Consider the following 26,430-nt stretch of genomic DNA (forward strand, 5'->3'; position numbering starts at 1 on the left):
CTACGGAAAGAAGCCCCCTTGCGCAAGCTCACCTACTACATCGCCTGCTCCGTCGACGGCTTCATAGGAGACGTCACGGGCGACGCCTCGGCGATGCTCCCCTACGTCGACGAGGAGTTCCTGGACTTCCTGAAGTCCGAGTATCCGGAGACCGTGTCGACCCGCGGACGGCGCGCCCGCGGCTTCGACGACCTGGAGAACAAGCGGTTCGACACAGTCATCCAGGGCCGGCTCAGCTACGACCTGGCCTTGAAGGACGGCGATGTCAGCCCGTACGCCCATCTGCGCCAGTACGTCGCCTCCCGCACCCTCGCCGCATCGCCGAGCCCGGAGGTCGAGATCGTCGGGGAGGGACTGCTCGACACGGTGCGTGAGCTGAAGGCGCAGGACGGCGGACTCGACATCTACCTGTGCGGCGGCTCCCGGCTGGCGGGCGAGCTGTTCGACGAGATCGACCAGTTGGTGATCAAGACGTACCCGATCGTCTACGGCACCGGCATGCCGATGTTCGCCGCCGACTGCGACGTCGCCGGCTTCGCTCTCGGCGACGTCCGCTCCTTCGGCAACGGCGCGGTGGTGCGTACCTACGACCGGGAACGCTGACTCACCGGTGCACGCGGGGAGCGCTCGCGCCCGGGCCGTCCTACCCTGAGGTCATGGACAGGGAACAACGTGTGTGTCCTGCCTGTGGGCAGCCCGTGCAGTCCGTCGTCCGGCGGCACAAGACGCTGGGGGCGTGGGTGCCGCGCTGGACGGCGGGGCCGTGCCACAACCAGGAGTGCGAGGCGTACGCGGATGCGGCCGCCGAGCCCGAACAGAAGCCCGAAGCCCCCGCCGCCCCCGCCTCCTGACGCCGGACGCCGCCTGACCGCGGGAGACGGGCCCGCGTGCCCGCGGCCCGCTGCCGTGCGCACGGACCCGGTCCGCCGGGCTGCGTCCGTGTCAGGAGGCCGTCCGCGGTGGGCCGCCCGTCTCCGGGTCGCGTCCGGTCAGGCAGTACAGTCCGCCGGCCGGGTCGCGCATCACCGTCCAGTGCGGCTCACGGGCGACCAGGAGCGCGCCGAGCCGCTCGTGGCGGGCGCGCACCGCGTCGACGTCCGGCCCGCACGCGAGGTCGAGATGGGCACAGGCCCGGTCAGCGCCGCCGGGACGTTCCTCGGCGAGCCGCTGGAGCAGGATGCGGATCGGCAGCCCGGCCGGCTGTTCGACCACGTGGAACTCGGACCGCGAGCCCGGCCGGGACGACCAGTCGGGCAACAGCCCGCTCCAGAAGGCGACTTCGGCGTCGAACACGGACGGCGCGAGATCCAGGCACACCTGGTCCAGCCGGCTGCCCTCCACCACGGGCGGCCGCCGCGACTCGCCCTGCCACGGCACCGCGCAGAACGACAGCCCGCCGGGGGAGCGCAGCACGGACCAGCCCTCGTGCGCGGCGGCCGTCGTCGCCCCCAGCCGCGACACCTCGGCCACGAACCCGGGCACGTCCTCGACGACGAGGTCGAGATGCGCGCCGCCGTCGCCGTCCGTCACTCCCTGGACCTTCACACAGGCGTCCGCGCCGCCCCGCGGCACCAGGGTGACGAACTCACCCTGGTCGCCGCGCGGTGCGGACAGGCCGGTGTCGGTGACCGCGGTCCAGAACGCGCACGTCCGCCCGAAGAGGTGGGCGGGCCGGTCGACGAAGGCGTACGTCCAGCGGACAGCGGGGGCGGGGCGGTCGGCACGGGTGCTCATGGGCCGATCGTAGAGCGGCGGCCGGGAGCGGAACCCGCGCAGCTCACCTGCCGGGACGTCCGGCGCCGTCCCTGCGCTCCATGAACCGCAACAGGTTCCCCGCCGGGTCGCGGAACGCGCAGTCACGCACCCCGTACGGCTGGTCGGTCGGCTCCTGGAGCACCTCCACGCCGGCCTCCCGCACGCGCGCGTGCAGCGCGTCGCAGTCGGCGGTGGAGAAGATGACCCCGCGCAGCATGCCCTTGGCGAGCAGCCGGGCCAGCGCGTCCTTGTCGGCGGGGGAGGCGTCGGGGTCCGCGCCCGGCGGTTCCAGCACGATGCTGACGTCCGGCTGGAGCGGTGAGCCGAGGGTCACCCAGCGCATCCCCTCGAAGCCGACGTCGCCCCGGACCTCCAGCCCGAGGACGTCACGGTAGAAGTACACGGCCTTGTCGTGGTCGTCCACGGCGATGAAGCACTGATGCAGCAGCAGGTCCATGGTGTCCAGCCTTACGGGCGTAGAGGAGGTCCGGAGCGTCGCGGGCGGGTGAACTTGCGGGCCACACACGGCGGGATCACCGCGCTCGGCTCGTGCGACCGCGCCCGGTACGCGCTCGGGGTCTCGCCGACCAGTTCGGTGAAGCGGGCGCTGAACGAGCCGAGCGAGGTGCAGCCAACCGCCATGCACACCTCGGTCACGGTGAGGTCGCCGCGGCGCAGCAGGGCCTTGGCGCGCTCGATCCTGCGGGTCATCAGGTAGCCGTAGGGGGTCTCGCCGTAGGCCTCGCGGAAACTGCGCTGGAAGTGGCCGCAGGACATCAGCGCGGTGCGCGCGAGCGCGGCGATGTCGAGCGGTTCGGCGTACTCGCGGTCCATCCGGTCCCGTGCATGCCGCAGTCTGACCAGGTCATCCCGATTCACCCTGCCAGCATGGCACGGTGACGCGCCCGGCGGCCGCCGGATTCGGCCGCCCGACCGGGCGACGGCCGTCCGGGGTGCGGCGGGGCGTCGGCGGGCGCATGGTGAACGCATGGCTGGTCACCTCGCCGTCCTCCGCGGGCCCGAGGTCCGAGTCCGGGAGGTAGAGGGCATGGCGATACCGCCCCCGCTGTCCGAACTGGCCGACCTGCGCGTGGACTACAGCGACCATGACGAACCCGTTCTCATCCGGCCCGACGGGACCCCGGTCGACACCTGGCGGGAGAACTACCCGTACGCGCGGCGCATGGAGCGCAGGGAGTACGACTGGCACAAGCGGCTCCAGCAGATCGAGCTGCTGAAGCTGCAGAGCTGGATCAAGGACACGGGACGCAGACTCGTCATCGTCTTCGAGGGCCGCGACGCGGCCGGCAAGGGCGGCACCATCAAGCGGTTCACCGAGCACCTCAACCCGCGCGGCGCCCGGGTGGTGGCCCTGGAGAAGCCGACCGAGCGGGAGCGGGGACAGTGGTACTTCCAGCGGTACGTCGAGCAGCTGCCGACCGCCGGCGAGATCGTCCTCTTCGACCGGTCCTGGTACAACCGGGCCGGGGTCGAGCGGGTCATGGGCTTCTGCACCGACGACGAGTACCGGCGCTTCGCGCGCCAGGCGCCGATGTTCGAGCGGATGCTCGTGGACGACGGCGTCGACCTGGTGAAGTTCTGGTTCTCGGTGTCGCAGAGCGAGCAGCGCACCCGCTTCACGATCCGCCGGATCGACCCCGTGCGGCAGTGGAAGCTGAGCCCGATGGACGTCGCCTCGCTGGACCGCTGGGACGACTACACCGCGGCCAAGGTCGCCATGTTCCGCGACACGGACACGGCGCACGCGCCCTGGACCGTGGTCAAGAGCAACGACAAGAAGCGGGCCCGTGTGGAGGCCATGCGCAGCGTGCTCGCCCGGTTCGCCTACACCGGCAAGGACGAGGAGGTCGTCGGCGCCCCGGATCCGCGCATCGTGGGCGCCGCGGCGGGCCTGCTGGAGGCCGGCGAGGCCGACACGACGGACCGGCCCGGCCTCCGCGGGCGCGCGGCATGACCGGAGTGCGCCCCTACCGTGCGGAGGCCCGCCCGGCCCGCCGAGGCACGTGACCACACCACGCTGCGCACCGTACGGCCGGCCCCGGCCGGCATGACACCGCACCCGGCCCGCGAACGGCCGCCGTTCTCGGCGGTCTGCGGACCGGGTGCGGGCAGGGTAGGCGATGCGGCCCGCGAAAGCGCGGGTCGGACGGCCTGGTCATCGATCAGGCCTTCTTGGTCTCCCAGAAGATCTTGTCGATCTCGGCGATGAGCTCCAGGGCCTTCTCGCCGGTCTTCGGGTCCGTCGAGGCCTTGGCGGCCGACAGGGCCTTCAGGGTGTCGTTGACGAGCTGGTGCAGCTCCGGGTACTTCTCGAAGTGCGGGGGCTTGAAGTAGTCGCTCCACAGCACGGAGACGTGGTGCTTCGCGAGCTCGGCACGCTGCTCCTTGATGACGGTGGCGCGTGCCTGGAAGTGCGGGTCGTCGTTGGCGGCCATCTTCTCCTGCACGGCCTTCACCGACTCCGCCTCGATGCGGGCCTGGGCCGGGTCGTACACGCCGCAGGGCAGGTCGCAGTGGGCGCTGACCTTGACCTTGGGGGCAAACAGGCGGGAAAGCATGGAGCGTTCCTTCCTCGTGATCGTCTTCTCAGGTGGGACATTACTCCCTGCGAGACGGCTTTTCGCGGGTGCCCCCTTGGGCTTAGGACAAAAGTCCGGGGTCACACTGGGACTGGTGGAGGAACGGACCGGGGAGGTGCCGGGGATGCCGGAACCGTCGCAGGAGACCGAGCGGGGAAGGGCGGCGGCGCCTTTCGGGCTGGCCGAGGTGACCGGTCCGTCCATGGTGCCCACGCTCCACCACGGGGATCAGCTGGTGGTGCAGTACGGCGCCCGGGTACGGCCCGGTGACGTGGTGGTGCTGCGGCATCCCTTCCAGCAGGACCTGCTGGTCGTCAAACGGGCCGCGGAGCGCCGCGAGGGCGGCTGGTGGGTGCTCGGCGACAACGCCTTCGCGGGCGGCGACAGCACGGACTACGGCACGGTACCCGACGAGCTGGTCCTGGGCAGGGTGCGGCTGCGCTACCGCCCACGGCCCCGGGATCAGCGCTCGCCGCTGGCGGTGCTGCGCTGGGCGCTGTCGGCGGCCAGGCCGGTGCGGGGCTTCGGTTCCGTCTCCAGGCGCTTGCGGGCGCGGTAGGCGGCCACGTTGGCGCGGGTGGCGCAGCGGTCGGAGCAGTAGCGCCGGGAGCGGTTGGTCGACGTGTCGAGATAGGCGTTGCGGCACGGGCTCGCCTCGCACAGGCCGAGCCGGTCCACGCCGTGTTCGGTGAGGTGGAAGGCCAGGCCCATGGCCGCGATCGCCGCGTATCCCGCCGTCGCGTTCGACGGGTGGTCGGCCAGGTGCATGTGCCACAGCGGGCGGCCGTCGTCGTCGCGGACGTCGTGGCCGGAGATCTGCGGGCTCACCGGGAACTCCAGCAGCAGGGAGTTCAGCAGGTCCACCGCGAGGGTCTCGTCGCCGTCGTCGGCCGCCTCGAAGACCGCGCGCAGCCGGGCGCGGACCGAGCGGAACCGGGTGACGTCCGCCTCGGTGGCGCGGCGGGCGGCGGACCGGCTGACGCCGAAGAGCGCGCGGACGGCCTCGACCGAGGTCAGCGCGTCCTTGCCCCGGGCCGGGTCCTCGCTGTTGACGAGACGCACGGCGTGATCCGAGTAAAGGGCGAGTTCCACTTGTAGTCCTTACCGGGGGTTCGACGGTCGTGGACCCGGCCGAGTAACGGCTGAGGATGCTCCCAGGGTATTACGGACCGTCGCGCCGGGCCCAGACGGACGAAAGGGCGGTACGGAGGATCGGTCACTGTCGTCAAGGACGCGGCGGGCAGATTCTTCGCCTCCTTCGACTCATCGACACCGACCCCGCCACGGACCGGGCCCGCATGCCGCAGACCGACCGCACCGTCGGCGCCGACCTCGGCCTCACCCATTTCGCCGTCCTGTCCGACGGCACGAAGATCGACTCCCCGCGCTTCCTGTGGCGCGCGGAGAATGGACCTGTAGCGCCTGCGGCACGGTCCACGACCGGGACCACGACGCCGCGATCAACATCGAGACGGCCGCCGGACTGGCGGTATCGGCCTGCGGAGCGCCGGTAGGACCGGGAGCTGTCCCGGCACAGCGCGAAGAAACAGGAAGCCACCGATTCCCGACCGGAAACCGTGCCGTGTAGCGGCCCGGTTTCCGGTCGAGGAAGGCCAGAATCCTCGCCCCTTCAGGGCGAGGAGCATGTCAAAGCACCTTGGACAGGAACGCCTGCGTCCGCTCGTGCTGCGGGTTGGTCAGGACGTCGCGCGGGTTGCCCGACTCGACGACCACGCCGCCGTCCATGAAGACCAGGCTGTCGCCGACCTCACGGGCGAAGCCCATCTCGTGGGTGACGACGACCATCGTCATCCCGGACTCGGCGAGGTCGCGCATGACGTCGAGGACGTCGCCGACCAGCTCCGGGTCGAGGGCCGACGTCGGCTCGTCGAACAGCATCAGCTTCGGGTCCATGGCCAGGGCCCGGGCGATCGCGACGCGCTGCTGCTGGCCGCCGGAGAGCTGCGCGGGGTAGCTCCCGGCCTTGTCGGCGAGGCCGACCCGGTCCAGGAGTTCCCTCGCCCGCTCCCTGGCCTGGGCCTTGCTGAGGCCCTTGACCTGGACCGGGGCCTCGATCACGTTCTCCGCCGCCGTCATGTGCGGGAACAGGTTGAACCGCTGGAACACCATGCCGATGTCCCGGCGCTTCAGTGCGACCTCGCTGTCCTTGAGCTCGTACAGCTTGTCGCCCTTCTGGCGGTAGCCCACCAGGTCCCCGTCGACGTACAGCCGGCCGGCGTTGATCTTCTCGAGGTGGTTGATGCACCTCAGGAACGTCGACTTGCCGGAGCCGGACGGGCCGATGAGGCAGAACACCTCGCCGTTCTTGACCTCCAGGTCGATGCCCTTGAGGACCTCGACCAGGCCGAAGGACTTGTGGACGCCCTCCGCCTTCACCATCGCGGTCATGCCGTCCTCCTCGAGGATCCGAACAGGTTCGCCCTGATCTTCTGGAAGACCGTGGGCGGGAGGCTGCGGCTGGAACCGCGGGCGTAGTAGCGCTCCAGGTAGTACTGGAAGACGCTGAAGACGCTGGTCATGACCAGGTACCAGATGGAGGCGACGAACAGCAGCTCCATCACGGCGAACGACGAGGAACCGATCACCGACGTCGAGCGCAGCAGCTCGTTGTACGTCACCACGTACACCAGCGACGAGGTCTTCAGCATGTTGATGAACTCGTTGCCGGTCGGCGGCACGATCACCCGCATCGCCTGCGGGATGACGATCCGGCGCAGCGTCTTGCCGTGGCTCATGCCCAGCGCGTGGGCCGCCTCGGTCTGACCCTCGTCCACGGCCAGCAGGCCGGCCCGGCAGATCTCGGCCATGTACGCGGCCTCGTTCAGACCCAGGCCGAGCAGGGCGCACATGAACGGCGTCATGACGTCCGTCATCTCGTCCTTGTAGATCGGACCGAGGTTCAGCATCGGGAAGATCAGCGCCAGGTTGAACCACATCAGCAGCTGCACGTACACCGGGGTGCCCCGGAAGAACCAGATGTACAGCCAGGCGACCGTGCTGGTCACCGGGTTCTTCGACAGCCGCATCACGGCCAGCACGACGCCCAGGACGACGCCGAGCACCATGGACAGGATGCTGATCAGCAGGGTGCGCCCGGCGCCCGCGATCACGGTCGAGTCGAACAACTGGTCGCCGACGGTGTCCCACTGGATGTCGCCGTGGGCGAAGGCGTTGACCAGCAGCGCGAGCAGCGCGATGACGATGACGGCACTGACCCAGCGGCCGTAGTGACGCACCGGGATCGCCTTGATCGCCTCCGGCGGGCCGGAGAACGCCGCGTCCTTGGCGACCGGCGGGGTGTCCTCGGGTGGTGCGCCCGCGGAGGACTTGTCGAGCTTGTCAGTCATGGGGACTGCCCTTCGAAGACTTCAGGAGGTGCGGGTGGATCACTTGCCGCCGTTGATCGCGGCAGCCTTGATCGCGCCGCTCTGGGCGCCCCACTTCTCCAGCACCTTCTGGTACGAGCCGTCCTTGATGATCGCGTCGACGGCTTCCTTGAGGGCGTCGCGCAGCTGGGTGTTCTTCTTGTCGACGACGATGCCGAACGGAGCGGCCTCGTACTGCTCGTCGAGCACCTCGAAGGTGTTGCCGCCGCCGGCCTTCTTGGCCATGTCCACGGCGACCGGGTAGTCGTTGACGCCGGCCACGGCGCCGCCGGACTTCACGCGGGTCTGGGCCTCGGTGTCGTTCTCGAAGGACTCGATCTTGAGGGCCTTCTTGCCGCCGTCCGTGCACTTCTTGGACTGCGCCTTCAGGGCCTCCTCGTAGGTGGTGCCCCGCTGCACCGCGACCGTCTGACCGCACAGGTCGTCCATGGTCTTGACGCCCTTGGGGTTGCCCTTCTTGACGTAGATGGCCGTGCCCGCGGTGAAGTAGTCGACGAAGTCGACGCCCTCGCCCAGCTTCTTGCCCTTGTCGTCCAGACCCTCCTGGCGCTGCTTGTTGTCCGTGATGGACGACATGGCGATGTTGTAGCGGCCGGTGTTGACCGCGGTGATCAGGGTGTCGAAGCCGCCCGAGGTGAACTGGAAGTCGACGCCGAGCTGCTTGCCGAGCGCGGCGGCGATGTCGGGGTCGACGCCCACGATCTTGCCGCCCTCGACGGACTCCATGGGGGCGTACTCGGCGTTGGTGCCGACCTTGATGACACCCGACTTCTGGATCTCGGCCGGGAGCTTCGAGAAGAGCGGGGCCTTGTTGGAGCCGCTGGACGACTCGGAGGAGCTTCCGCCGCCCTCGGTCTGGTCCCCGCAGGCGGTGAGCAGCAGGGCGCCCGCGACCGCGAGGGATCCGACCGCCGCCAGGCGGGTGCGCGCGGCGGTCGTGGTTCGGGTGGAGCGTGCGGTCATGGTGGGTTCCTCCGGCGGATGGATGGAGATGCCGATGGGGCGACACAGCCGAGGGGCCGACCATGCCGTTGGGTCGACGAGAACACACACCTTCGGGTGTCGCGACCTCGTGTGATGACGGCATCTTGCCATTCGGACGACGCCATTCAGGGGGCCAGCCATGTCAAAATCGGATAACGGGCGACCCCCGAACCCCATCAGTCCGGTACATCACGACTGGACGGAGCCGGACCATCTGCGGGAATCCCCCGTTCCGGCCGAAAAATCTCCCGTTCCTCTCGTCGGGCGGTGATCGCGGTGCGACGCCTGCCTCGACCCGCTTTCTTGTCAAGGCATTGTCAAGAGGACTCACGGAGCCTGGACGCGTCCCCCGCATGAGTCATGTCACTCCCGGCGACCTCTGTCGAAGGTCCACAGACCGAGCGGTGTGACCTTGCACCGAATGGACTCGTCGGCTGTGGTCCCCGTCCGGTAAGAAGGTTCTTCACACCCCTCATCCGGGGCTCAGGGCGCGTGTGCGGCGCGCCCGACGCGCAGACGCCCGTACGCATCACCTCGGCTCTGCGCGATGCCCGCCCACTTCTCAATCAGGAGTGGCCACCCTCAAACCATGCAGACCTAAGGGGTAAGACACAGTGGCAGCGGAGATCGTCAATCCTCGCAGCGAGAGCGCCGACGGAACGGGCCAGGAGGGCGGTGCGGAGCCCCTCGACTCGTTCGACCCGGTGTTCGCGCTGCACCGTGGTGGAAAGATGGCCGTGCAGGCCACCGTCCCGATCCGCGACAAGGACGACCTGTCCCTCGCCTATACGCCCGGCGTCGCTCGCGTGTGCACCGCGATCGCGGAACAGCCGGACCTGGTGAACGACTACACCTGGAAGTCGTCCGTCGTCGCGGTCGTGACCGACGGCACGGCCGTGCTCGGGCTCGGCGACATCGGCCCGGAGGCCTCCCTCCCGGTCATGGAAGGCAAGGCGATCCTGTTCAAGCAGTTCGGCGGTGTCGACGCGGTGCCGATCGCGCTCGCCTGCACGAACGTGGACGAGATCGTCGAGACGGTGGTGCGCCTCGCGCCCTCGTTCGGCGGAGTCAACCTGGAGGACATCTCGGCGCCGCGGTGCTTCGAGATCGAGCGCCGGCTCCAGGAGGAGCTCGACATCCCGATCTTCCACGACGACCAGCACGGCACGGCGATCGTGACGCTGGCGGCGTTGCGCAACGCGGCGCGGCTGAGCGGGCGGGGCATCGGTGAGCTGCGGGCGGTCATCTCGGGCGCCGGGGCGGCCGGCTTCGCCATCGCCAGGATGCTCATCGAGGCCGGCATCGGGGACGTCGCGGTCGCCGACCGCAAGGGCATCGTCTCGGCGGACCGGGGCGACCTGACCGACGTCAAGCGCGAGCTGGCCGGGTTCACCAACAAGGCCGGGCTGAGCGGTTCGCTCGAGGACGCGCTGGCCGGCGCCGACGTGTTCGTCGGCGTCTCCGGCGGCACGGTGGCCGAGGAGGCGGTGGCCTCGATGGCGAAGGGCGCGTTCGTCTTCGCCATGGCCAACCCGAACCCCGAGGTGCACCCGGACGTCGCCCACAAGTACGCGGCCGTCGTCGCGACCGGGCGGTCCGACTTCCCGAACCAGATCAACAACGTGCTGGCGTTCCCGGGCATCTTCGCCGGCGCGCTGCAGGTGCGGGCGTCCAGGATCACCGAGGGCATGAAGCTCGCGGCGGCCGAGGCGCTGGCGGGAGTCGTCGGCGACGATCTCGCGGCGGACTACGTGATCCCGTCGCCGTTCGACGAGCGGGTCGCGCCCGCGGTGACGGCGGCGGTTGCCGCGGCTGCCCGGGCCGAAGGGGTTGCTCGTCGCTGACGTGCGCCCGCGAATGGTCCCGTCCGGGAGGGCGGGGCCATTTCTTTGCCCACCGCCCGCCCGTTCGGGTGATGAGAAGGCGCCGTCCCAGGGGCTGCCGCCCCTGGACCCCGCTTCGGCCCTGAACGGGCCTCGTCCTCAATCGCCGGACGGGCTGGGAATCGCCGGCCCTGTCTGGAGCGTCAGGCCGGGGATCGGGCGGGCGGATGGGCTGGGATTGCTGGTCGGGGTTCGGGGTGGGAGCGCAAGAGGGTGTGTCTCACAGTGCCGTCCGGTTTCGCCGGGCGTCGCCGGAGCCTAGGGTCGGTTGCATGTTCGCCGTCTACGCCGCCCGTATCGACCGTGACCAGCCGCTCTCCGGACTGGAGTTGGGGGAGCGTCCGGCCCCCGAGGCCCGGCCCGGCTGGAGCACCGTCGAGGTTCGGGCCGCATCGCTCAACCACCACGATCTCTGGTCGCTCAAGGGTGTCGGCCTCCCGGAGGGCCGGCTGCCGATGATCCTCGGCTGCGACGCCGCCGGCGTCGACGAGGACGGCAACGAGGTCGTCCTGCACTCCGTCATCGGGCAGACGGGGCACGGCGTCGGGCCCGACGAGCCGCGCTCGATCCTCACCGAGCGGTACCAGGGCACCTTCGCCGAGCAGGTCGCGGTGCCGACCTGGAACATCCTGCCCAAGCCGAAGGAGCTCTCCTTCGCGGAGGCCGCCTGTCTGCCCACGGCCTGGCTGACGGCGTACCGGATGCTCTTCACCAACGCCGGCGTGCGTCCCGGCGACTCCGTTCTCGTGCAGGGCGCCGGCGGCGGCGTCGCCACCGCGGCCATCGTGCTGGGCCGGGCCGCCGGGCTGCGGGTCTTCGCCACCAGTAGGGACGAGGCCAAGCGCAAGCGAGCGCTGGAGCTGGGCGCCGTCGAGGCGGTGGAGCCGGGTGCGCGGCTGCCGCAGCGGGTGGACGCCGTCATCGAGACCGTCGGCGCGGCGACCTGGTCGCACTCGGTGAAGTCCCTGCGGCCCGGCGGCACCCTCGTCATCTCCGGCGCCACCAGCGGCGACCGTCCCTCGCACGCCGAGCTGACCCGGATCTTCTTCCTCGAGCTGAAGGTCGTCGGCTCGACGATGGGCTCGAAGGACGAGCTGGAGGACCTGCTGTCCTTCTGCGCCGCCACCGGCGTCCGCCCCGTCATCGACGAGGCGCTGCCGCTCGACCGGGCCCGCGAGGGATTCGAACGGCTCGCGTCCGGAGACCTGTTCGGCAAGATCGTGCTCACCAACGGCTGAGCGCCGCCGACCGCAGGTTCGGGGCGGGTTGAGGGCGGTTTCGGGGCGGGTCCGGGGAATCCGGGCCCGCCTTTCGCATGCCGGGTGTGCCGGCTGGCGACCGCACACCTGACGTGTCAACCGTGGTTGACATCGGGCGGCTGTCAACGTAAGTTGACATGCATGACCGAAGCAACGGATCTCGCCGAGCGCGCAGGCGACCGCGATCCACGGGTCGGACTGCGCGCCGTGGCGGCACTGCGCCGACTGCTGGAGCAGTTGGAGGCGGTGCAGGTGCGCAGTGCGCGAAACCAGGGCTGGTCCTGGCAGGAGATCGCCGCGGAACTCGGGGTCAGCAGACAGGCCGTCCACAAGAAGCACGGGAGGCAGTGATGTTCGAGCGGTTCACGAAGGACGCCCGGGCCGTGGTCCAGGGCGCGGTGGCACACGCCGAACGGACGCGGGCGGAGCGCGTCGAGGAGACGCATGTGCTGCTCGCCCTGCTCGACCGCGAGGGGAGCCGCGGTTCCTTCGCGCTGGCCTCGCTGGGACTCCCCCCGGGCGGACGCGGGGCTGTGGTGCGGGAGTTGGACGAGGTCCGCCGCCGGGGTGGTCTCTCCCGTGCCGACGCGGACGCCCTCTCGGGCCTGGGCATCGACGTCTCTCGGATCCTCTCGCGGGTCGAGGAGGCGCACGGGGAGGGCGCGCTGGCGGCCGAGGGCAGGGCCGGCGGCCTCGGCCAGCGCGTCTTCGGCGGGCGTCCCTTCGCTCGCGGGGCCAAGGACCTGCTCACCGACACGCTGCGCATCGCCCTCGGCCGCCGTGAGCGGCGCATCGGCGACGAGCACCTGCTGCTCGCCCTCACCGCCCGCCGGGGCGCACCCTCGGAGGTCCTGGCCGACCACGGCGTCACCTACACGTCCCTGACGCGGGTGCTGTACGGCGACGGCCGCGGCGAGGCCGAGCCCGAGGCCAGGGCCGGCTGACCCGGGCCGGGCGGGCGTCAGGACTTGGGCGCTCGCAGCACCACGCCGATGTGCGCCGCCGCCGTCGACAGATGGCGGCGGGCCTCGCGGAGCTGGTCGCCGGTGACTCCGTGGTCACGGGCCGCGTCCCGGATGTCGTCGCGGAAGCGGTCCAGGAGGCGGTCCAGATCCCGGGCCGGGTCGCCGCTGGTGTCCTCGTGGGCCCAGGCCGGCTCGTATCCCGCGGGGAAGTCCTCGGGCGTGCGGGAGTACTCCGGGGGCACGGGGGTCGTGGGGCCGGCTGCCGTCCCTGGGGCGGCGGGTGCGGCCGTTCCGGCTGCCGCCCCCGGGGTGGCAGCCGTCTTCGGCCCCGAGGGGTTTGTCGCGGCCGGGCGGCCGAAGCCGAAGTCCCTGCCGAAGTCCTTGCCGAATTCGCCGAACTCCTTGGCCAGTTCGGTCAGGCCCTCGCGGACGCCCGTCGGCCAGTCGCCCCGGGCGAAGTGGTCCTGGACCTGTTCCTGCACGCGGCGTGCGATGCGCTGCACCTCCTCCTGGGCCTGGGTGCGGGCGTGTTCCTGGGCCTCCTTGGCCTGGCGGCGGGCCCGCTGGGCCTCCTCGCGGGCGCGGCGGCTCTCGTCCTTCGCCCGGCGCGCCTGTTCCTTCCACTCCTGCTTGACGCGGCGCATCTCCTCCTTGGCGGCACGCCAGGCCTCCTGGTCGCCGTACTCGCCGTACTCGGAGTTCTCGCCGTGGGTTTTGTGAGTCCCGTGGGTTCCGTGGTCGCCGTGCTCCGCCGCTTGCGGGCGGCCGGCGCCCTGGCGGGCCTCGGAGGCCGCCGCCCGCATCTCACGGCGCAGATCCCCCGCCGCCCCTCGCACGTCGGCCCGGATCTCCGCGGCCAGCTCGGCGACCGACTCGCGGATCTCCAGCTCCAGGTCGGCCAGTTCACCGCTGCGGTCCGCGAGTTCGGCACGGCCCGCGTCGGTGATCGCGTACACCTTGCGGCCGCCCTCTGTTGTGTGGGTGACCAGGCCCTCGGCCTCCAGCTTGGCCAGTCGCGGATACACCGTGCCCGCCGAGGGCGCGTAGAGGCCCTGGAAGCGTTCTTCGAGGAGGCGGATCACCTCGTAGCCGTGGCGCGGCGCCTCGTCCAGCAGCTTCAGCAGGTAGAGGCGGAGACGGCCGTGGGCGAAGACGGGAGGCATGTCAGAACACCTTCTTGTCGGTCGTGCTGTCGGCCGGGTCACCCGAGGAGCGCTCGGCGCCCGGGCCGCGAACCGCATTCTCCCCCGGGTCACGGACTGCCGCTTCCTCCGTCGGAGGCCTTCTGAGCAGGGCGATCGAGCCGGAGACCGTGGTCGCTCTGAGCTTGCCGTTGCCGGCGCCCAGCCGGCCCGTGATGCGCTTGGCGCCCCACTGGCCGCTGACCCGCAGGTCCTCGAAGGCGTTGGAGACCGAGCCGCTCGCGGTGTTCGCCTCCACCTGCGCGTCGGCCGGATGCGGCAGCCGGATGGCGATCTCGCCCGAGACGCTGGTCAGGTCGATCCGGGTGGGACGGCTCGCGGGGTCGAGGTCGACGATCATCGACCCGCTCACGGAGTCGGCCTTCACGGAGGAGCCGGCCTCGACCACCGTGAGGTCCCCGGAGACCGAGTTGAAGCGCAGGTCGCCGGTGAGGGCCTGCGCCTCCACGCTGCCCGAGACGGTGTCGGCGCGCACCGGCCCGGCGAGGCCGACCAGGGTGGTGTCCCCGGTGACGCCCTTCACCTCGGCGTGGCCGTCGATGCCGGAGACCACGGCGGTGGCGCTCACCACGCCCACCTCCACCCGGGTGCCGGCCGGCACGGCGAGCGAGACGACGGCCCTGCGCCGCCAGCCCCTGCGGTCGAGCCACTTGAGCAAGCCCTTCCAGGGAAGGTCCTCATAGGCCACGGTCAAGGTCCCGTCGCGGTGGCTGACCACCAGCGGCGGGCCGTCGACCTCGGAGACCTCCAGACGGGCAGGGCCTTCGTCGGTGCCCACCACGTTCACGGTGCCCTCGACGATGCGCACGTGCAGTTCGCTCACGGGCTCGTCGAAGGAGAGTTTCCTCGGTTCGGCAACGGACCACTCGGACATGGTGCGGACCTCCTTGAACGACACGCGACACACACGACGAACACGACACACGGCACGGCAGGTGCACACGAGCACGGCACACGAGCACGGCACACGAGCACGGCGCGACGCGCCATATCGCGTCTCCCGCTAAACACGATATATCGCGGTCGCCGAAAGTCAAGAAAAGAAAAAAGGGGCGTCCGGGACGCCCCTTCCCCGCGCGGCCGGCCGCTGTGCTGCCGGGCCGCCGTGCATCGCCTGCTACTCGTCGTCCTCGTCGTCGTCCAGCCGCGCCAGCCATGTCGCCAGCCGCTCCACCGGCACCTCGAAGTCCGGGTTCAGGTCGACGAACGTCCTCAGCTGCTCGGCGAGCCACTCGAAGGTGACCTCCTCCTCGCCGCGCCGCTTCTCGAGTTCCTCGATTCCGCGATCGGTGAAGTACATGGATCGTGCTCCGTGGGTCGGTCGCAGGGGTAGGGGTCCTCCGTCGGGGGAAGGACCCTTGTTCCTGCGAGGGGAGGAAGTGCTCCGCTCTCCGGTGGGGGAGGGGACAGGAAAAGGATAGGCGCAGGGGGGCGCGGGCCTGCGGGCCGCCGTGACCCCCGCGCGGGCGGAACCCGCCGCCGGCCTGCGTACCCGCGGGCGGGGCAGGAGGGGCCGGGGGAACGGGGGAGTGGCATGAACGGTGAGGACGTGACACGGGTGGCGCGCATCGCGCTGCCGGACGGGACGCCCGTCTGGGCCCGGATCTCGGGCGCGGGTGAGCTGTCCGCGCCGTCCGGGCGGCTGTCGTACAGCGACACCGGGTTCGCCGAGCGGGTGGAGGCGAGCGTGGAGAGCCTGCACGCGCTCGTCACGGGGGTCGCGCGGTCGCTGGCGGAGCCGCTGCGGGCGGTGCGGCCGGACGAGGTGAGCGTCGAGTTCGGCATCGAGCTGACCGCCAAGGCCGGCAAGGTCGTCGGTCTGCTGGCCGACGGCGAGGCCAAGGCCGGGATCACGGTCACCCTGACCTGGAACAGCGGCCCGCCCGACCTCGACGCACCTCCGCCACCCGCCTCACCCCCTGTACCCCCGCGGCCCGCCACGCCTCCCCCTCCGCCGCCACCACCCTTGCCCGCCTCGCCACCGCCTCCCGCCTCGCCCGCTGCACCGGCAGCACCGGCAGCACCGGCTTCGTCCGACGCCGACACCGACGCCGACACCGACGCCGACACCGACGCGGGGCGGCGCGCGGGAGCGTCCCCCGGCGCGCCGATGCACAGGGGGATCGACGGCGCCGTCGGCGGGGGCGGAGCATGAGGGGCGGGCACGCCCCGGGCGCATCGAACACGTTCGATGCGGCCCGCCGTGCGCTGCGTGGACTCGTCGTGGCGGCGACCGTGCGCATTCATCGCCCGGTGGTCGGGTATGCCCTGGATGAGCCCGGGACGTTCCTCGGCAGCGGCTTCTTCGTCGCTCCCAACTGGGTTCTGACCTGCGCACACGTGGCCTGCGGCGGGGAGGGGGGCAAAGTGGCCGTGGTGTATGAGACGGCTCCGGGACGGGGTGCCCGGGCCGCGCCCGGCAGGGTGGTGGCGACGCTGCCCGAGCGTGCCGACGGGGCCGCGTCCGCCGGCAACTGGCCGGCCCCGGACCTGGCCCTGGTGCAGCTGACCGAACCGGTCGACGACCACGAGTGCGTGTACGTCTCCGAGCGTCCGGCGGCCTACTACGGCGAAGGCCGGGTGCTGTACGCGGGCTGGACCGAGAACGAGGGCCGCTTACAGGTTCTGGACGGCACGCTCACGGTGCAGGGGACGATCGGCGGCTGGTCCTCGGACGTGCAGATGCGGCTGGGCGACAACGACCTGCCCTACGGCGTCTCGGGCGGGCCGGTGATCGACCCGGTGCGCGGCGAGGTGATCGGCGTCCTGAAGGCGCGCTCGGACCACCGGCCCGGCGGCACCTCCACCGGCATCGAGCAACTGCGCACCCTGCGGGTGCCCGCGGAGGCGGTGCCGGCCGAGCACAGCGACCTCTACCAGGCGGTCTTCCACGCCCATGACCGCTACCACCGCGACCGGCAGCGCCACCCGGCCTCCCGGCGGCAGACCTGGACCGACGTGCAGGCCAACCTGGGGGCCCGGCCGGGCCGCACCCTCAGTCCGGACGAGCGGATCCAGCTGCTCGGCCGGCTGGCCGAGCTTCCGCCGCCCGAGAGCACCCGCGGTCTGCTGGACATCCTCGACTCCCTGCCCGACCTCCAGGGTCCCGTTCCGTTGCCCGCGCCGCGCGGCTGGCGCGACGGTCTCGGCGCGCTGTACGAGAGCGCGAGCGACGACGGCGCGCTGGAGCTGGTGCTCGACTACGCGATGCGGGCGATGTCCGCGCCGCGCCCGTTCGTCGTGCCCAGCACCCCCGACGCCGAGAAGGCCCTGTGGGTGTGGGTGTGGCAGGCCGCGCAGCGGCTGAGCGCCCGCTACCGCTCCGGCCTCGCCGAGCAGCGGATCGCGCGGCTGCGCCGACGGGACGAGGCGGAGCGCGACGCCCCCGACACGGTCTCCAGGGGCGCGCACCCCGCGGACGGTCCCGGCGGGCGTGGGCGCGACCGGCGGCGCGGGCAGGACGCACGCGCGCGTGCCCGTGACCGCCGTGGCCAAGGCAGCGCGGCCCGGCCCTCCGTCCTGCTGGAGCTGGTGCGGCGGGGCTGGGAGCCGGACCGCTGCGACTGGTCGGTCTGCGTCACCGCTCCCGGCGGCGAGGCGATCCGGCTGCACGAGGCCGAGCGCACGCCGCTGGCCGAACTGCCCGGCCGCCTCGCCGGACCCCTCGCGGAGGCCTTCCGCCACTGCGACGAGCCCGGCAGGCCCGCGCTGCTCCAGGTGGCGCTGCCCCACGCGCTGCTCGGACTCGAGGTGGACGCCTGGCAACTCCCGCCGGACGAAGTGCCGTTGGGGACCCTGCGGCCAGTCGTCGTGCGCTGCGCGGACCGCGACCGGCTGCCCGGCGAGGCGTTCGAGGGGTACGACGCGGCAGGCCGCGACGCCGCAGGCCACTGGCGCGCCCCGGAGGACCCCGAGGGCGTCGGAGCGCCGGTGGCCCCTCAAGACGCCCGAGACGCCCGAGACGCCGAAGAGATCGGCGAGGGCGACGAGAACCACGATGACGGCGCCGAGCACGACGAGGGTGACGAGGACGTGGACGCGGAGCGCCGGGCCCGCTGGCGCTGGCTGCACGCGCACCGCGCGCGGGCCGAGGTCCTCGACTGCGACGAGGGGTTGCGCAAGCCCGTGCCGACCGTGGAGCAGTTGCGCGCCCTGTCGCACGGCACCGTCCCGGTGCTCTGCCGCTACGGCGACCTCCGTTACGAGGACGACGCGGAGGCGCTCGCCCGGATCGTGCTCGGCGGCTACGGCGTGGCCCTGTGGCGCCGGCGGCGCGGCCGGTCCGACGCCGTCTGCGGCGAGTTCCACCGCGGCACGATCGACGAGATCGCCGAACCGCCCACCGCGCAGCACCTTCCCGAAGCCGTGCACGATCTCCGGGTTCGCCTGCGCGAGGGCCGCACGGAGTCCTTCTGGGCCGACGGCGTGGCCCTGTTGTACGACGATCCCCACCAGCCCCTCCCCGGAACGGGTGACCTGCTGGAGGCCCCTTGAGCACGCGCCCGCGGGGCCGGCCGGCCCCTTACCAGGCACCCCCAGGATGGATAACGTGATGCACGTTCGGACGGCCGCGGCAGTGGACGAGTGACGAGGACCGGATCATGACCGAATCCAGTGAGTGGCTCATCTACCGAGGCGCCGGCGAACCGCACGACGGGATCGAGCGGCTGCCCGATCCGCCCCCGTGGCGGGACTTCACCAGCCGGGACGCGGCGGGCTCCGGCGACGGCTCCCAGGACCGCAGGCTCGGCGCGCACCGGCATCTGGCGGAACTGCACCGGCCGGGCGCCGAGGAGCTGGAGATGATCAACGCGGCGCTGTATCTGCGTCGTCCGCTGCTCGTCACGGGCAGCCCCGGCGCGGGCAAGAGCACCCTCGCCCACTCGGTGGCGTACGAACTCGGACTCGGCAACGTGCTGCGCTGGTCCATCGTCAGCCGCTCCGCACTGCAGGACGGGCTCTACCACTACGACGCGATCGCCCGGCTCCAGGACGTGCAGATCGCCGCCCAGGGCGGGTTCGGGTCGGCGGCCGGCTCGCCGGGCGCGGTCGAGGGCATCGGCAGCTACATCCGGCTGGGGCCGCTCGGCACCGCCCTGCTGCCCTCGGACACGCCGCGCGTGCTGCTCATCGACGAGCTGGACAAGAGCGACATCGACCTGCCCAACGACCTGCTGAACGTCTTGGAGGAGGGCGAGTTCGCGATACCCGAGCTGGAGCGGATCGCCGACCGGCTGCCGGACGGCGAGGCGGAGGTGCTGACCGCCGACGGCGTGAAGGTGCGGGTGCGCGACGGCCGGGTGCGCTGTCGCGCCTTCCCGTTCGTCGTGCTCACCAGCAACGGGGAGCGTGACTTCCCGGCCCCGCTGATGCGCCGGTGCATCCACCTGGAGCTGGGGCGCCCCGACCACAACCGGCTCGCCACCTTCGTCCGCGCGCACCTCGGTGACGAGGCGGCCCGCGCGGGGGACGATCTGATCACCCGGTTCCTGGAGCGGTCGCGCAGTGAACTCCTCGCCGCGGATCAGCTGTTGAACGCGATCTACCTCACCGACGCGGCCGCGCCGCCCAGTCGTGACCGGCTGGCCGACCTGCTCATCCAGCGACTCGACCGCCCGAGGTGAGGGCCTGATGCCCGACGCAGCGGCCCGCCACGGCCCCGTCCCGCCCGACGACCAGCACCAGGACCACGACCAGCACCAGGACCACGACCACCACGACGATCCCTCGGCCGCACCGCCCCCGTCCCCGGACGGGGGAGACCCTCTCGCCGAGCTGGTCGCGCGACTGCGCGGGGTGGGACTCGATCCGGACGTGGAGCAGTTGTGCGACGCGCTGTGGCTGGCGCGGTGGACCCGGCCGGCGGACGTCGCCGAACAGGCGGAACGGTCGGCCGCGACCGGCGGCCGGACCGCGCTCCGGCGGGCCGGCGGGCAGGGCGGGGGTCCCGACGGAGGGGGGCGGGGGGACCGGCCCGAGCAGCCCGAGCCGCCCCCGCAGGAGGTGGGCGCCGACGGACGCGTGAGCCTGTACCCGGTGCCCCAGGACGGCGTCCCGCGCGCGCGTGGCGCGGGCCGGGCCGCCGCGCTGCCGGTGGGCGTGCCCGCCGCTCCCGCGCTGCCCGCCCCGCTCGAACTCCAGCGCGCGCTGCGGCGGTTGCAGCGCTACCGCAGCCCGGCGCCGCCGCTGCGCATGCGGCTCGACGAGACGGCGACGGCGGAGCGCAGCGCCCAGGCGGGCGGCCTGATCATGCCCGTCCACCGGGCCGTCGTCCAGGGCGATGCCCGGCTCCAACTGGTCCTGGACGCCTCGTCGTCGATGCGGGTGTGGGACCGGCTCTTCCTCGAACTGGAGCAGGTGTTCAGCCAGTTGGGGGCCTTCTCGGACATCAAGGTCAGCCATCTGCACCAGGGTCCCGACGGCGCTCCCGCCGTCAGCCGCAGCCCCGACGTGTACGCGGCGCCGCTGCACTCCACGGACCGGCTCAGCGACCCCACCGGCCGCCGCATCGTGCTCTTCGTCAGCGACTGTGCGGGCCCGCTGTGGCACAGCGGACAGGCGCACCGGCTGCTGCACCACCTCTCCCGGCAGGGCCCGGTCGCCGTGCTCCAGCCGCTTCCGCAGCGGCTGTGGAACCGCACCCGACTGCCCGTGGTCTTCTGCGAACTGAGCCGGGGCGAGACGCTGGGCGGGGCGGCCGCGCTGCGGGTGCGCACGCCGGCCGGCGTTCCGCCGGAGGTCCGCCGCGGGGCGCTGCCGGTGCCCGTGCTGCCGCCCGAACCGGTGGCCCTCGGCGCCTGGGCCAGGCTGCTGTCCGGGGCCGGCGCCGGGTCGGTGCCGGGCGCCGTGGGCTGGGTGCGCGCGGACCAGCCGCCCGCCCCCGCCGGGCGCGCGGACCGGCGGCGCACCCCGCTCGAGCGGGTCAGCAGGTTCAGCTCCAGCGCCTCCCCGGCCGCCGGCCGGCTCGCCGTGTACCTGGCCGCCGCGCCCCTGTGCCTGCCGGTCATGCAGCTCGTCCAGCGCACGATGCTGCCCGACTCGGGACCGTCCGAGCTGGCCGAGGTGCTGGTCGGCGGCCTGCTCACGCGCGAGTCGGAGGAGTACGCCGACGACGGCGCCCAGTGGTACCGCATCGATCCGGACGTGCGTGACGCCCTGCTGTCCCGGCTCGGCCGCGACGAGGCGATGCTGGTGCTCAAGCACTGCTCGGAGTACATCGAGCAGCGCTTCGGCAAGGGCGGCCCCAACTTCCCGGCGCTGGCCCTCGCCCAGCTCGGCGACGGCGGCACGGGCCGCCCCTACGCGCCCGCCGCCGACGTCGACGCCGTGGACCGCGCAGGCCGGGCAGGCCGGGCAGGCCGCGCCAACAACAGGGATACCGGGGACAACGGCACCAACGGCGACGAGGCGCCCGTGCCGCAGCCCTTCGCCGAGGTCGCCGCGCGCGTGCTGCGGCGGTTCATGCCGCTGCCCGAGCAGTACGAGACGCCCGCCGTCGGCACCGGCCCGGGGCGTCCCGAGGAGCAGCCGACGCACCAGGCGGTCCGCCGGGCCCGCACGCTGATCGAGCGCTTCGACCGCGAGGGCATGATCCAGGACGTCATCGACGCGGTGCAGCTGCTGCGCGGCGCCACCGAGCACGAGCGGCCCGCCGGGGCGGACCCCGAGCTGTGGGCCGAGTACGCGCAGTGCACGCTGCGCCTGTGGGAGGTGCAGGGCGGCGACGACCTGCTCCAGGAGGCGGAGACGGCCGCCGAGCGGGCCGCGGCGCACCCGAGGCGGCTGCACGAACGGGCCGTTCTGGCACGGGTGCTGCACGCCGCGGCGACCGACCGCAGACGCCGCGGCGACCCGGCCCGCTCCCTGGACCTGCTGCGCCGCGCCGACCGCGAGTACGCCGTCGCCTGCGCGGCGCCCGACCTCGACCACCACCAGGCTCTCAGGCTGACCCTGGAGCGGGTGCGCGCCCTGGAGGCGCAGTGGCGGCTCGGCGGGGACAGCGCGCTGCTCCAGGGCGCCGTCGGCATGCTGGAGGCCTTCGCCGACGTCTGGCCCGACCGCCGGCAGCGGCCGCCCGAACTCCCCCTGGAGCACGGCCGGATCCTGCTGCGCCTCTCCGGCTCCACCGCCGACCCCGTGCAGTCCCGCCTCTACGCCGAGCAGGGCGCGCAGTCGCTGCGTACCGCCCTCGACACCGGGGAGGCGCCCGACACCGCGGAGTCGGCACGCGCGCGGGTGCGCGTCCTGCTCGACCTGGTCGACGCGCTGCTCCAGGCGGGCGGTCCGCTGGACGACGCCCAGCACCGCGTCGACGAGGCCCTCGCCCTGGTCCGTGAGCAGGGCCGGCGGGCGGCGCTGCTGGCGCGGGCCGGCCGGATCGCCGTCGCCCGGCACCGGGAGTCGGGCGATCCGGCGGAGCTGGAGACGGCCGCCGACCGCTTCGCACAGGCCGCCCAGCGCATGTCCCGCGACGCGCCCGCGCACGCCGACGTCCTCGCCGAGTGGGGCGAGGCGCTGCTGCGGCTGGCGGGGCTGCAGTCCGGGGCGCGGGCCCAGAGCACGCTCTCCCGGGCGATCCGCGTGCTGCGGGACTGCCGGATGGAGACCCCGGCGGGCAGTGCGCAGGTCGCCCACCGGCTGCTCCTGCTCGGCCGTGCGCTGATGCTGCGCTACCGGGGCCGCGGGGACCGCGTCGACCTGCGTGAGGCCGAGCACCTCTTCGGGCTCGCCGCCGTCGACGCGGCGGACCCGCTGCTGGCCGCCCGGTGCCGCCTGGAACTCGGCCAGGTCCAGTTCGAGGCGTTCCGCAGCCTGCGCCGCCCGGCCCGCCTCGACCTGGCGGTCGACGCCTTCCGCGACGCGGCGGAGTCGGCCCGGGAGGCCGAGGGGGCGGCCGCCACGGAACGCCGGCGACACGACGCCGTCCGGACGGGTGCGCAGGCGCACCACTGGCGGGGTATGTCCCTGGAGGCGGCCGCACGTCCGCGGGCCGCCCGGGAGGCCTACCGGGCCGCCCGGACGGAGTGGTCGCGGCTGCCCGAGGGCAGTCTGGTCGGCGACGGGCCGACGGCCGCCGGGACGGCGGAGCGGCTGGCCGCCTTGGAACGTGTGACGTGAGCCGAGCGGGCAGGGGAGGAACGGGCATGGGCATGGACGTACGGGGCGAGTCCGTGACGGAGGCGGAGACGGCCGCGCAGGACTTCGGCGCGGGGAGACCCGGCGCGGGAGGGTCCGGCGCGGGGGAGCCGCTGCCGGATCTGCTGGCGCTGGACCTCGCGGAGTTGCGCACGATCGGGCATCCGGTGCTGCGGGAGGTGGTGGAGGACCTGCGGGAGCGGGCGGGGCGGTCGAGCGAGACCCTGTGGGGTTTCGACTCCGTACTCTGACGGGCGGTGCACGGGCGGGCGGTGCTCTCGCGAGCCGTTCACCGACGGGTGGCGCTCTGGCGCGCTCTTCGGGAACCGCCGCCCGTACCGGATGAGTTCGGTCATCCGGAAGTCGAATCCGGTCTTAATTGCGCGCGACTCGGACAAGTTCGGTCAGGCAGGGTTTGTCGCCGCCGGGTACCCGGGCATGCGCCCCGTGCGGCGCCGCGCGCCGGCGCCGTGCCACGGGCACGCGGCAGCGCGGACCGAAGGACGGCGGCAGGGCGGCCGCGGCGCGGCTTCAGGGCAGCTGTAGGGCATGGGGGTGCTGGAGTGTCCGGACAGGCCTTCCGGCAGTTCATCGTGAAGATGCACGGCCGCTGCAACCTCGCCTGCACCTACTGCTACCTCTACGAGGGCCCGGACCGCACCTGGCGCACCCGCCCCGCCGCAATCGCCCCCGACGTCCTCGACCGCACCGCGGCCCGCATCGCCGAGCACGCCCGCGCCCACGCCCTGACGGACCTCTCCCTCGTCCTGCACGGCGGCGAACCCCTGCTGGCCGGCGCCGAGACCCTGGCCCGTTTCACCGACCTGGTCCGGAACCGCGTCCCGGCCGGCTGCACGGTCCACGCCGTCGTCCAGACCAACGCCACCCTGCTCACCGCACGACGGCTGGCCGTCCTCGCCGACGCCGGCATCCGGATCAGCGTCAGCCTCGACGGTGGGCGGGCCGCGCACAACGCGCGCCGTGTCGACCACGCCGGCCGTCCCTCCTGGCCCGCCGCCTCGCGCGGCGCCCTGCTGGCCGCCGAGCACGCGCCGTCGGCGTACGCCGGCATCCTCACCGTCGTCGACGCCACGCTGGACCCCGTGGAGACGTACGAGTCCCTCCTCGGCCTGCGCCCCCCGGCTCTCAACTTCCTGCTGCCGCACGGCAACTGGTCCGCCCCACCGCCCCACTGGGCCGGCGTCCGGCACGGGGAGTGGCTGTGCGCCGTCTTCGACCGCTGGTGGGACGCGGGCCGGCGGGAGACCCGCGTACGCCTCTTCGAGGAGTGCCTCGCCCTCCTGCTGGGCCTGCCCTCCGCCACCGAGTCCCTGGGCCTCGCGCCCTTCGACGCGGTCGTGGTCGAGACCGACGGGTCGATCGAGCAGACGGACTCCCTGAAATCCGCGTACGCCGGCGCCGCGCACACCGGCCTGGACGTCTTCCGGCACACCTTCGACGACGTCCTGCGGCACCCGGCGGTCGCGGCCCGGCAGGCGGGCACGGCGGCCCTCGCGTCGCAGTGCCGTGCCTGCCCCCTGCTCACGGTCTGCGGAGGCGGCCACTACGCCCACCGCTACCGGGCCGGACACGGCTTTTGCAACCCGTCGGTGTACTGCGCCGACCTCCAGCGCCTGATCCGCCACATAGCCGCCCGGCTCGCCGCGCACACGCCCGTCGCCGCCCAAGCCGCCCCCGCCGCCTCCGTCGTCCAAGCCGCCGCTTCCGCCCTCCATGCCGCCCCGGCCGCCCGGGAAGGGGGCGCTCCGTGATCCGGCCCGCGGTACCGGAACGCGGGCTCGTGGAGCTCGGCCGCACCGAAGGGAGCCCCGACACCCTGGCCCTCCTGACGCGCGACCAGGACACCCGGCGCCTGCTGCTCCTGCGCGCCGTCCTGGACGCGGCCGAGGCGGCGGACCCGGCGGTCTGCTCCACGGCTCGCAAGGCACGGCTGCGCGAGGACTGGGCCCTGCTCGCCGAGGCCGACCGCCCCCGCCCGCCCGATGCGTCGCCCGCCGACCGCCCCCGCCCGCCCGGCGCCGCGCTCTCGCCCGCCCGCGATCGCCTCTTCCACCCGCTGACCGGCCCCTGGGCGCGGAGCTGTCTGCGCGGACTCGACGAGCGCGGCGACCCCGCGGACGAGCACCGCGACCGCCGGCTCCGCCAGGACCTGGCCCACTTCAGCGCCCTCGCCGCGGTGGCCGCCGCCCGCGCCGGCATCCCCTTCACCGTGCGGCTCACCGCCCGCGCCGGAGTGCTCGCCCTGCCCTCCCTCGGCGCCCTGTACACGGCCACCGGCGCGGACTCCCCCGTCGACGTCACCCACCGGCACGGCCGGCTGACGCTCCGGCAGCCCGCCGCGCGGGACGTCGTCGTCCACCTGGAGAGCGGGATCGGAGCCTGGTCCGCCGCCCTCGCCTGGACGCCCGTGCGCACCCTGCCCGGCCTGCTGCCCGCCGCCGCCCCCCTGGCGCTGGACGACGTGGACCCGTACCGCACCGCGCCCGGTCCCGGCCACCGCGGCCTGAGCGGACCGGCCGTGCTCGACGACACGGACCACAAGCGCTGGCTGCAGGCCTGGTCGGGCACCGAGGCGGCGCTGCGTTCCGGCGGCGCGCACCGGGTGGCCGAAACGGCGGCGCTGCTGCGCTGTCTGGTCCCGCTGGAGAGCCCGCCGGGCGCCGACGGGCGCGACAGTTGCAGCGCGACCCGGCACGAGGCGTTCGGCGCCCTGCTCGGCAGCCCCCCGCAGGACGCCGTCGCCCTCGCCGCCACCCTCGTCCACGAACTCCACCACGCCAAACTCGCCGCCCTCGGCGACCTGATGACGCTTCATCACGCCGGTCCCGAGGCCCGCTACTTCGCCCCCTGGAAGCCCGAACCCCGGCCGTACGACGCCCTGTTGCAGGGGACGTACTCACATCTGGCACTCGCCGACTACTTCCAGCGCCGCGCGCTCGTCGCCCCGCCGCCCGACAGCGAGTACGCCTGGTCCCGGCACGCCCGGTACCGCGCCCAGGTCAAGGCGGCCCTGCCGGCGCTCGTCGGCTCGCCCGACCTCACCGTCCGCGGACGCCGCTTCGTCGACGAGATGGCCGCCGCCTACGAACGCATGGCCGAACATCCCGCGGCCCGCAACCACACCGCGCGGGCCCAGGCCTACGTGAAGGCCGCGCGCGGTTTGTGGACACAGCGTCATACTCCGGCGCTGCCACGCCCGAAAGAATGAGGATGGCCTGC

At 73.0% G+C, this 26,430-nt stretch carries 27 protein-coding genes; 16 read left to right on the forward strand and 11 right to left on the reverse strand.

The annotated features are described in order from the left end of the window. Positions 1-18: 18 nt before the first annotated feature. Positions 19-603: a dihydrofolate reductase family protein gene (locus QA802_RS28050; RefSeq protein ID WP_334528162.1), complete on the forward strand. Its 585-nt coding sequence runs from the start codon at positions 19-21 to the stop codon at positions 601-603. Between the two features lie 53 nt (positions 604-656). Continuing rightward, a complete protein-coding gene (locus tag QA802_RS28055; protein WP_319164966.1) occupies positions 657-851 on the forward strand; it encodes a hypothetical protein in 195 nt (64 codons plus the stop codon). A gap of 91 nt (positions 852-942) precedes the next feature. Here QA802_RS28055 and QA802_RS28060 read toward each other — a convergent pair whose 3' ends face one another. From QA802_RS28060 to QA802_RS28070, 3 genes are read right to left on the reverse strand one after another with little or no spacing between them, the layout of a single operon-like run. Next, entirely contained in the window at positions 943-1,734 is a 792-nt protein-coding gene (locus QA802_RS28060; RefSeq protein ID WP_334528167.1) for a VOC family protein, read from the reverse strand. A gap of 43 nt (positions 1,735-1,777) precedes the next feature. Next, complete coding sequence (locus QA802_RS28065; RefSeq protein WP_334528170.1) at positions 1,778-2,212, reverse strand: VOC family protein; 435 nt, start codon at positions 2,210-2,212, stop codon at positions 1,778-1,780. 11 nt (positions 2,213-2,223) lie between these two features. Beyond that, entirely contained in the window at positions 2,224-2,634 is a 411-nt protein-coding gene (locus tag QA802_RS28070; RefSeq protein WP_334528173.1) for a helix-turn-helix transcriptional regulator, read from the reverse strand. Positions 2,635-2,803: 169 nt separating this feature from the next. Between QA802_RS28070 and ppk2 the strand changes: the two genes are divergently transcribed. Beyond that, the gene (gene ppk2, locus QA802_RS28075; protein WP_334528176.1) at positions 2,804-3,730 is read left to right on the forward strand and encodes a polyphosphate kinase 2; all 927 of its coding nucleotides are present in this window, start codon (positions 2,804-2,806) and stop codon (positions 3,728-3,730) included. 208 nt (positions 3,731-3,938) lie between these two features. Here the strand turns inward: ppk2 and sodN are convergent, their stop codons facing one another. Further along, positions 3,939-4,334, reverse strand: a complete 396-nt coding sequence (gene sodN, locus QA802_RS28080) for a superoxide dismutase, Ni (RefSeq protein ID WP_319164971.1) — start codon at positions 4,332-4,334, stop codon at positions 3,939-3,941. A 145-nt stretch (positions 4,335-4,479) separates the two neighbouring features. On the opposite strand from sodN, the gene sodX reads away from it, so the two are divergent. Further along, complete coding sequence (sodX, locus tag QA802_RS28085) at positions 4,480-4,914, forward strand: nickel-type superoxide dismutase maturation protease (RefSeq protein WP_334528178.1); 435 nt, start codon at positions 4,480-4,482, stop codon at positions 4,912-4,914. On the opposite strand, the gene QA802_RS28090 is transcribed toward sodX, so the two are convergent. Next, entirely contained in the window at positions 4,818-5,447 is a 630-nt protein-coding gene (locus tag QA802_RS28090) for a CGNR zinc finger domain-containing protein (RefSeq protein ID WP_319164973.1), read from the reverse strand. The genes sodX and QA802_RS28090 overlap by 97 nt on opposite strands. 301 nt (positions 5,448-5,748) lie before the next feature. Between QA802_RS28090 and QA802_RS41675 the strand changes: the two genes are divergently transcribed. Beyond that, complete coding sequence (locus QA802_RS41675; protein ID WP_443042186.1) at positions 5,749-5,943, forward strand: zinc ribbon domain-containing protein; 195 nt, start codon at positions 5,749-5,751, stop codon at positions 5,941-5,943. Between the two features lie 59 nt (positions 5,944-6,002). Here the strand turns inward: QA802_RS41675 and QA802_RS28100 are convergent, their stop codons facing one another. The 3 genes from QA802_RS28100 to QA802_RS28110 are packed head-to-tail and all read right to left on the reverse strand — an operon-like array spanning position 6,003 to position 8,725. Further along, complete coding sequence (locus QA802_RS28100; protein WP_319164974.1) at positions 6,003-6,764, reverse strand: amino acid ABC transporter ATP-binding protein; 762 nt, start codon at positions 6,762-6,764, stop codon at positions 6,003-6,005. Continuing rightward, entirely contained in the window at positions 6,761-7,723 is a 963-nt protein-coding gene (locus tag QA802_RS28105) for an amino acid ABC transporter permease (RefSeq protein WP_334528183.1), read from the reverse strand. Before QA802_RS28105 ends, QA802_RS28100 begins: the two co-directional genes overlap by 4 nt. A gap of 39 nt (positions 7,724-7,762) precedes the next feature. Next, entirely contained in the window at positions 7,763-8,725 is a 963-nt protein-coding gene (locus QA802_RS28110; protein ID WP_334528186.1) for an ABC transporter substrate-binding protein, read from the reverse strand. A gap of 635 nt (positions 8,726-9,360) precedes the next feature. Between QA802_RS28110 and QA802_RS28115 the strand changes: the two genes are divergently transcribed. The 4 genes from QA802_RS28115 to QA802_RS28130 all read left to right on the forward strand — a co-directional run bounded on the left by QA802_RS28115 (position 9,361) and on the right by QA802_RS28130 (position 12,832). Continuing rightward, positions 9,361-10,590 carry an NAD(P)-dependent malic enzyme gene (locus QA802_RS28115; protein WP_334528189.1) on the forward strand — a complete coding sequence of 410 codons (1,230 nt, stop codon included), beginning with the start codon at positions 9,361-9,363 and terminating at the stop codon, positions 10,588-10,590. Positions 10,591-10,901: 311 nt separating this feature from the next. Then, the gene (locus QA802_RS28120; protein WP_334528192.1) at positions 10,902-11,867 is read left to right on the forward strand and encodes a zinc-binding dehydrogenase; all 966 of its coding nucleotides are present in this window, start codon (positions 10,902-10,904) and stop codon (positions 11,865-11,867) included. 162 nt (positions 11,868-12,029) lie between these two features. After that, positions 12,030-12,239, forward strand: a complete 210-nt coding sequence (locus QA802_RS28125; protein ID WP_111002852.1) for a helix-turn-helix domain-containing protein — start codon at positions 12,030-12,032, stop codon at positions 12,237-12,239. Next, positions 12,239-12,832, forward strand: coding sequence for a Clp protease N-terminal domain-containing protein (locus tag QA802_RS28130; RefSeq protein ID WP_319164980.1), 594 nt, complete (start codon positions 12,239-12,241; stop codon positions 12,830-12,832). The genes QA802_RS28125 and QA802_RS28130 overlap by 1 nt, the downstream gene beginning before the upstream one ends. Before the next feature lie 17 nt (positions 12,833-12,849). Here the strand turns inward: QA802_RS28130 and QA802_RS28135 are convergent, their stop codons facing one another. From QA802_RS28135 to QA802_RS28145, 3 genes are all read right to left on the reverse strand, one after another. Then, entirely contained in the window at positions 12,850-14,016 is a 1,167-nt protein-coding gene (locus QA802_RS28135; RefSeq protein ID WP_334528199.1) for a PadR family transcriptional regulator, read from the reverse strand. Between the two features lies 1 nt (position 14,017). Beyond that, positions 14,018-14,929, reverse strand: coding sequence for a DUF4097 family beta strand repeat-containing protein (locus tag QA802_RS28140; protein ID WP_334528200.1), 912 nt, complete (start codon positions 14,927-14,929; stop codon positions 14,018-14,020). A 243-nt stretch (positions 14,930-15,172) separates the two neighbouring features. Continuing rightward, complete coding sequence (locus QA802_RS28145) at positions 15,173-15,355, reverse strand: DUF6104 family protein (protein ID WP_019058231.1); 183 nt, start codon at positions 15,353-15,355, stop codon at positions 15,173-15,175. A gap of 234 nt (positions 15,356-15,589) precedes the next feature. On the opposite strand from QA802_RS28145, the gene QA802_RS41680 reads away from it, so the two are divergent. The 7 genes from QA802_RS41680 (at position 15,590) to QA802_RS28180 (ending at position 26,419) form a co-directional block, all read left to right on the forward strand. Beyond that, complete coding sequence (locus QA802_RS41680; protein WP_443042187.1) at positions 15,590-16,210, forward strand: CU044_2847 family protein; 621 nt, start codon at positions 15,590-15,592, stop codon at positions 16,208-16,210. Then, positions 16,207-18,549 (forward strand): VMAP-C domain-containing protein, encoded by a 2,343-nt coding sequence (locus QA802_RS28155; RefSeq protein ID WP_334528203.1) that lies wholly within the window; start codon positions 16,207-16,209, stop codon positions 18,547-18,549. Before QA802_RS41680 ends, QA802_RS28155 begins: the two co-directional genes overlap by 4 nt. A gap of 107 nt (positions 18,550-18,656) precedes the next feature. Continuing rightward, positions 18,657-19,679, forward strand: a complete 1,023-nt coding sequence (locus QA802_RS28160) for an AAA family ATPase (protein ID WP_020130728.1) — start codon at positions 18,657-18,659, stop codon at positions 19,677-19,679. A 7-nt stretch (positions 19,680-19,686) separates the two neighbouring features. Next, entirely contained in the window at positions 19,687-23,172 is a 3,486-nt protein-coding gene (locus QA802_RS28165; protein ID WP_334528205.1) for an SAV_2336 N-terminal domain-related protein, read from the forward strand. A gap of 26 nt (positions 23,173-23,198) precedes the next feature. Further along, positions 23,199-23,441 (forward strand): FxSxx-COOH cyclophane-containing RiPP peptide, encoded by a 243-nt coding sequence (fxsA, locus tag QA802_RS28170; RefSeq protein WP_334528207.1) that lies wholly within the window; start codon positions 23,199-23,201, stop codon positions 23,439-23,441. A gap of 348 nt (positions 23,442-23,789) precedes the next feature. Further along, on the forward strand, positions 23,790-24,962 hold the full coding sequence (locus QA802_RS28175; protein ID WP_443042299.1) for an FxsB family cyclophane-forming radical SAM/SPASM peptide maturase: 1,173 nt from the start codon (positions 23,790-23,792) through the stop codon (positions 24,960-24,962). Further along, positions 24,962-26,419, forward strand: a complete 1,458-nt coding sequence (locus QA802_RS28180) for an aKG-HExxH-type peptide beta-hydroxylase (protein WP_334534942.1) — start codon at positions 24,962-24,964, stop codon at positions 26,417-26,419. The genes QA802_RS28175 and QA802_RS28180 overlap by 1 nt, the downstream gene beginning before the upstream one ends. The last annotated feature ends 11 nt before the right edge of the window (positions 26,420-26,430 follow it).

Origin of the sequence: Streptomyces sp. B21-105, assembly GCF_036898465.1 — a bacterium.
GTDB lineage: Bacteria > Actinomycetota > Actinomycetes > Streptomycetales > Streptomycetaceae > Streptomyces.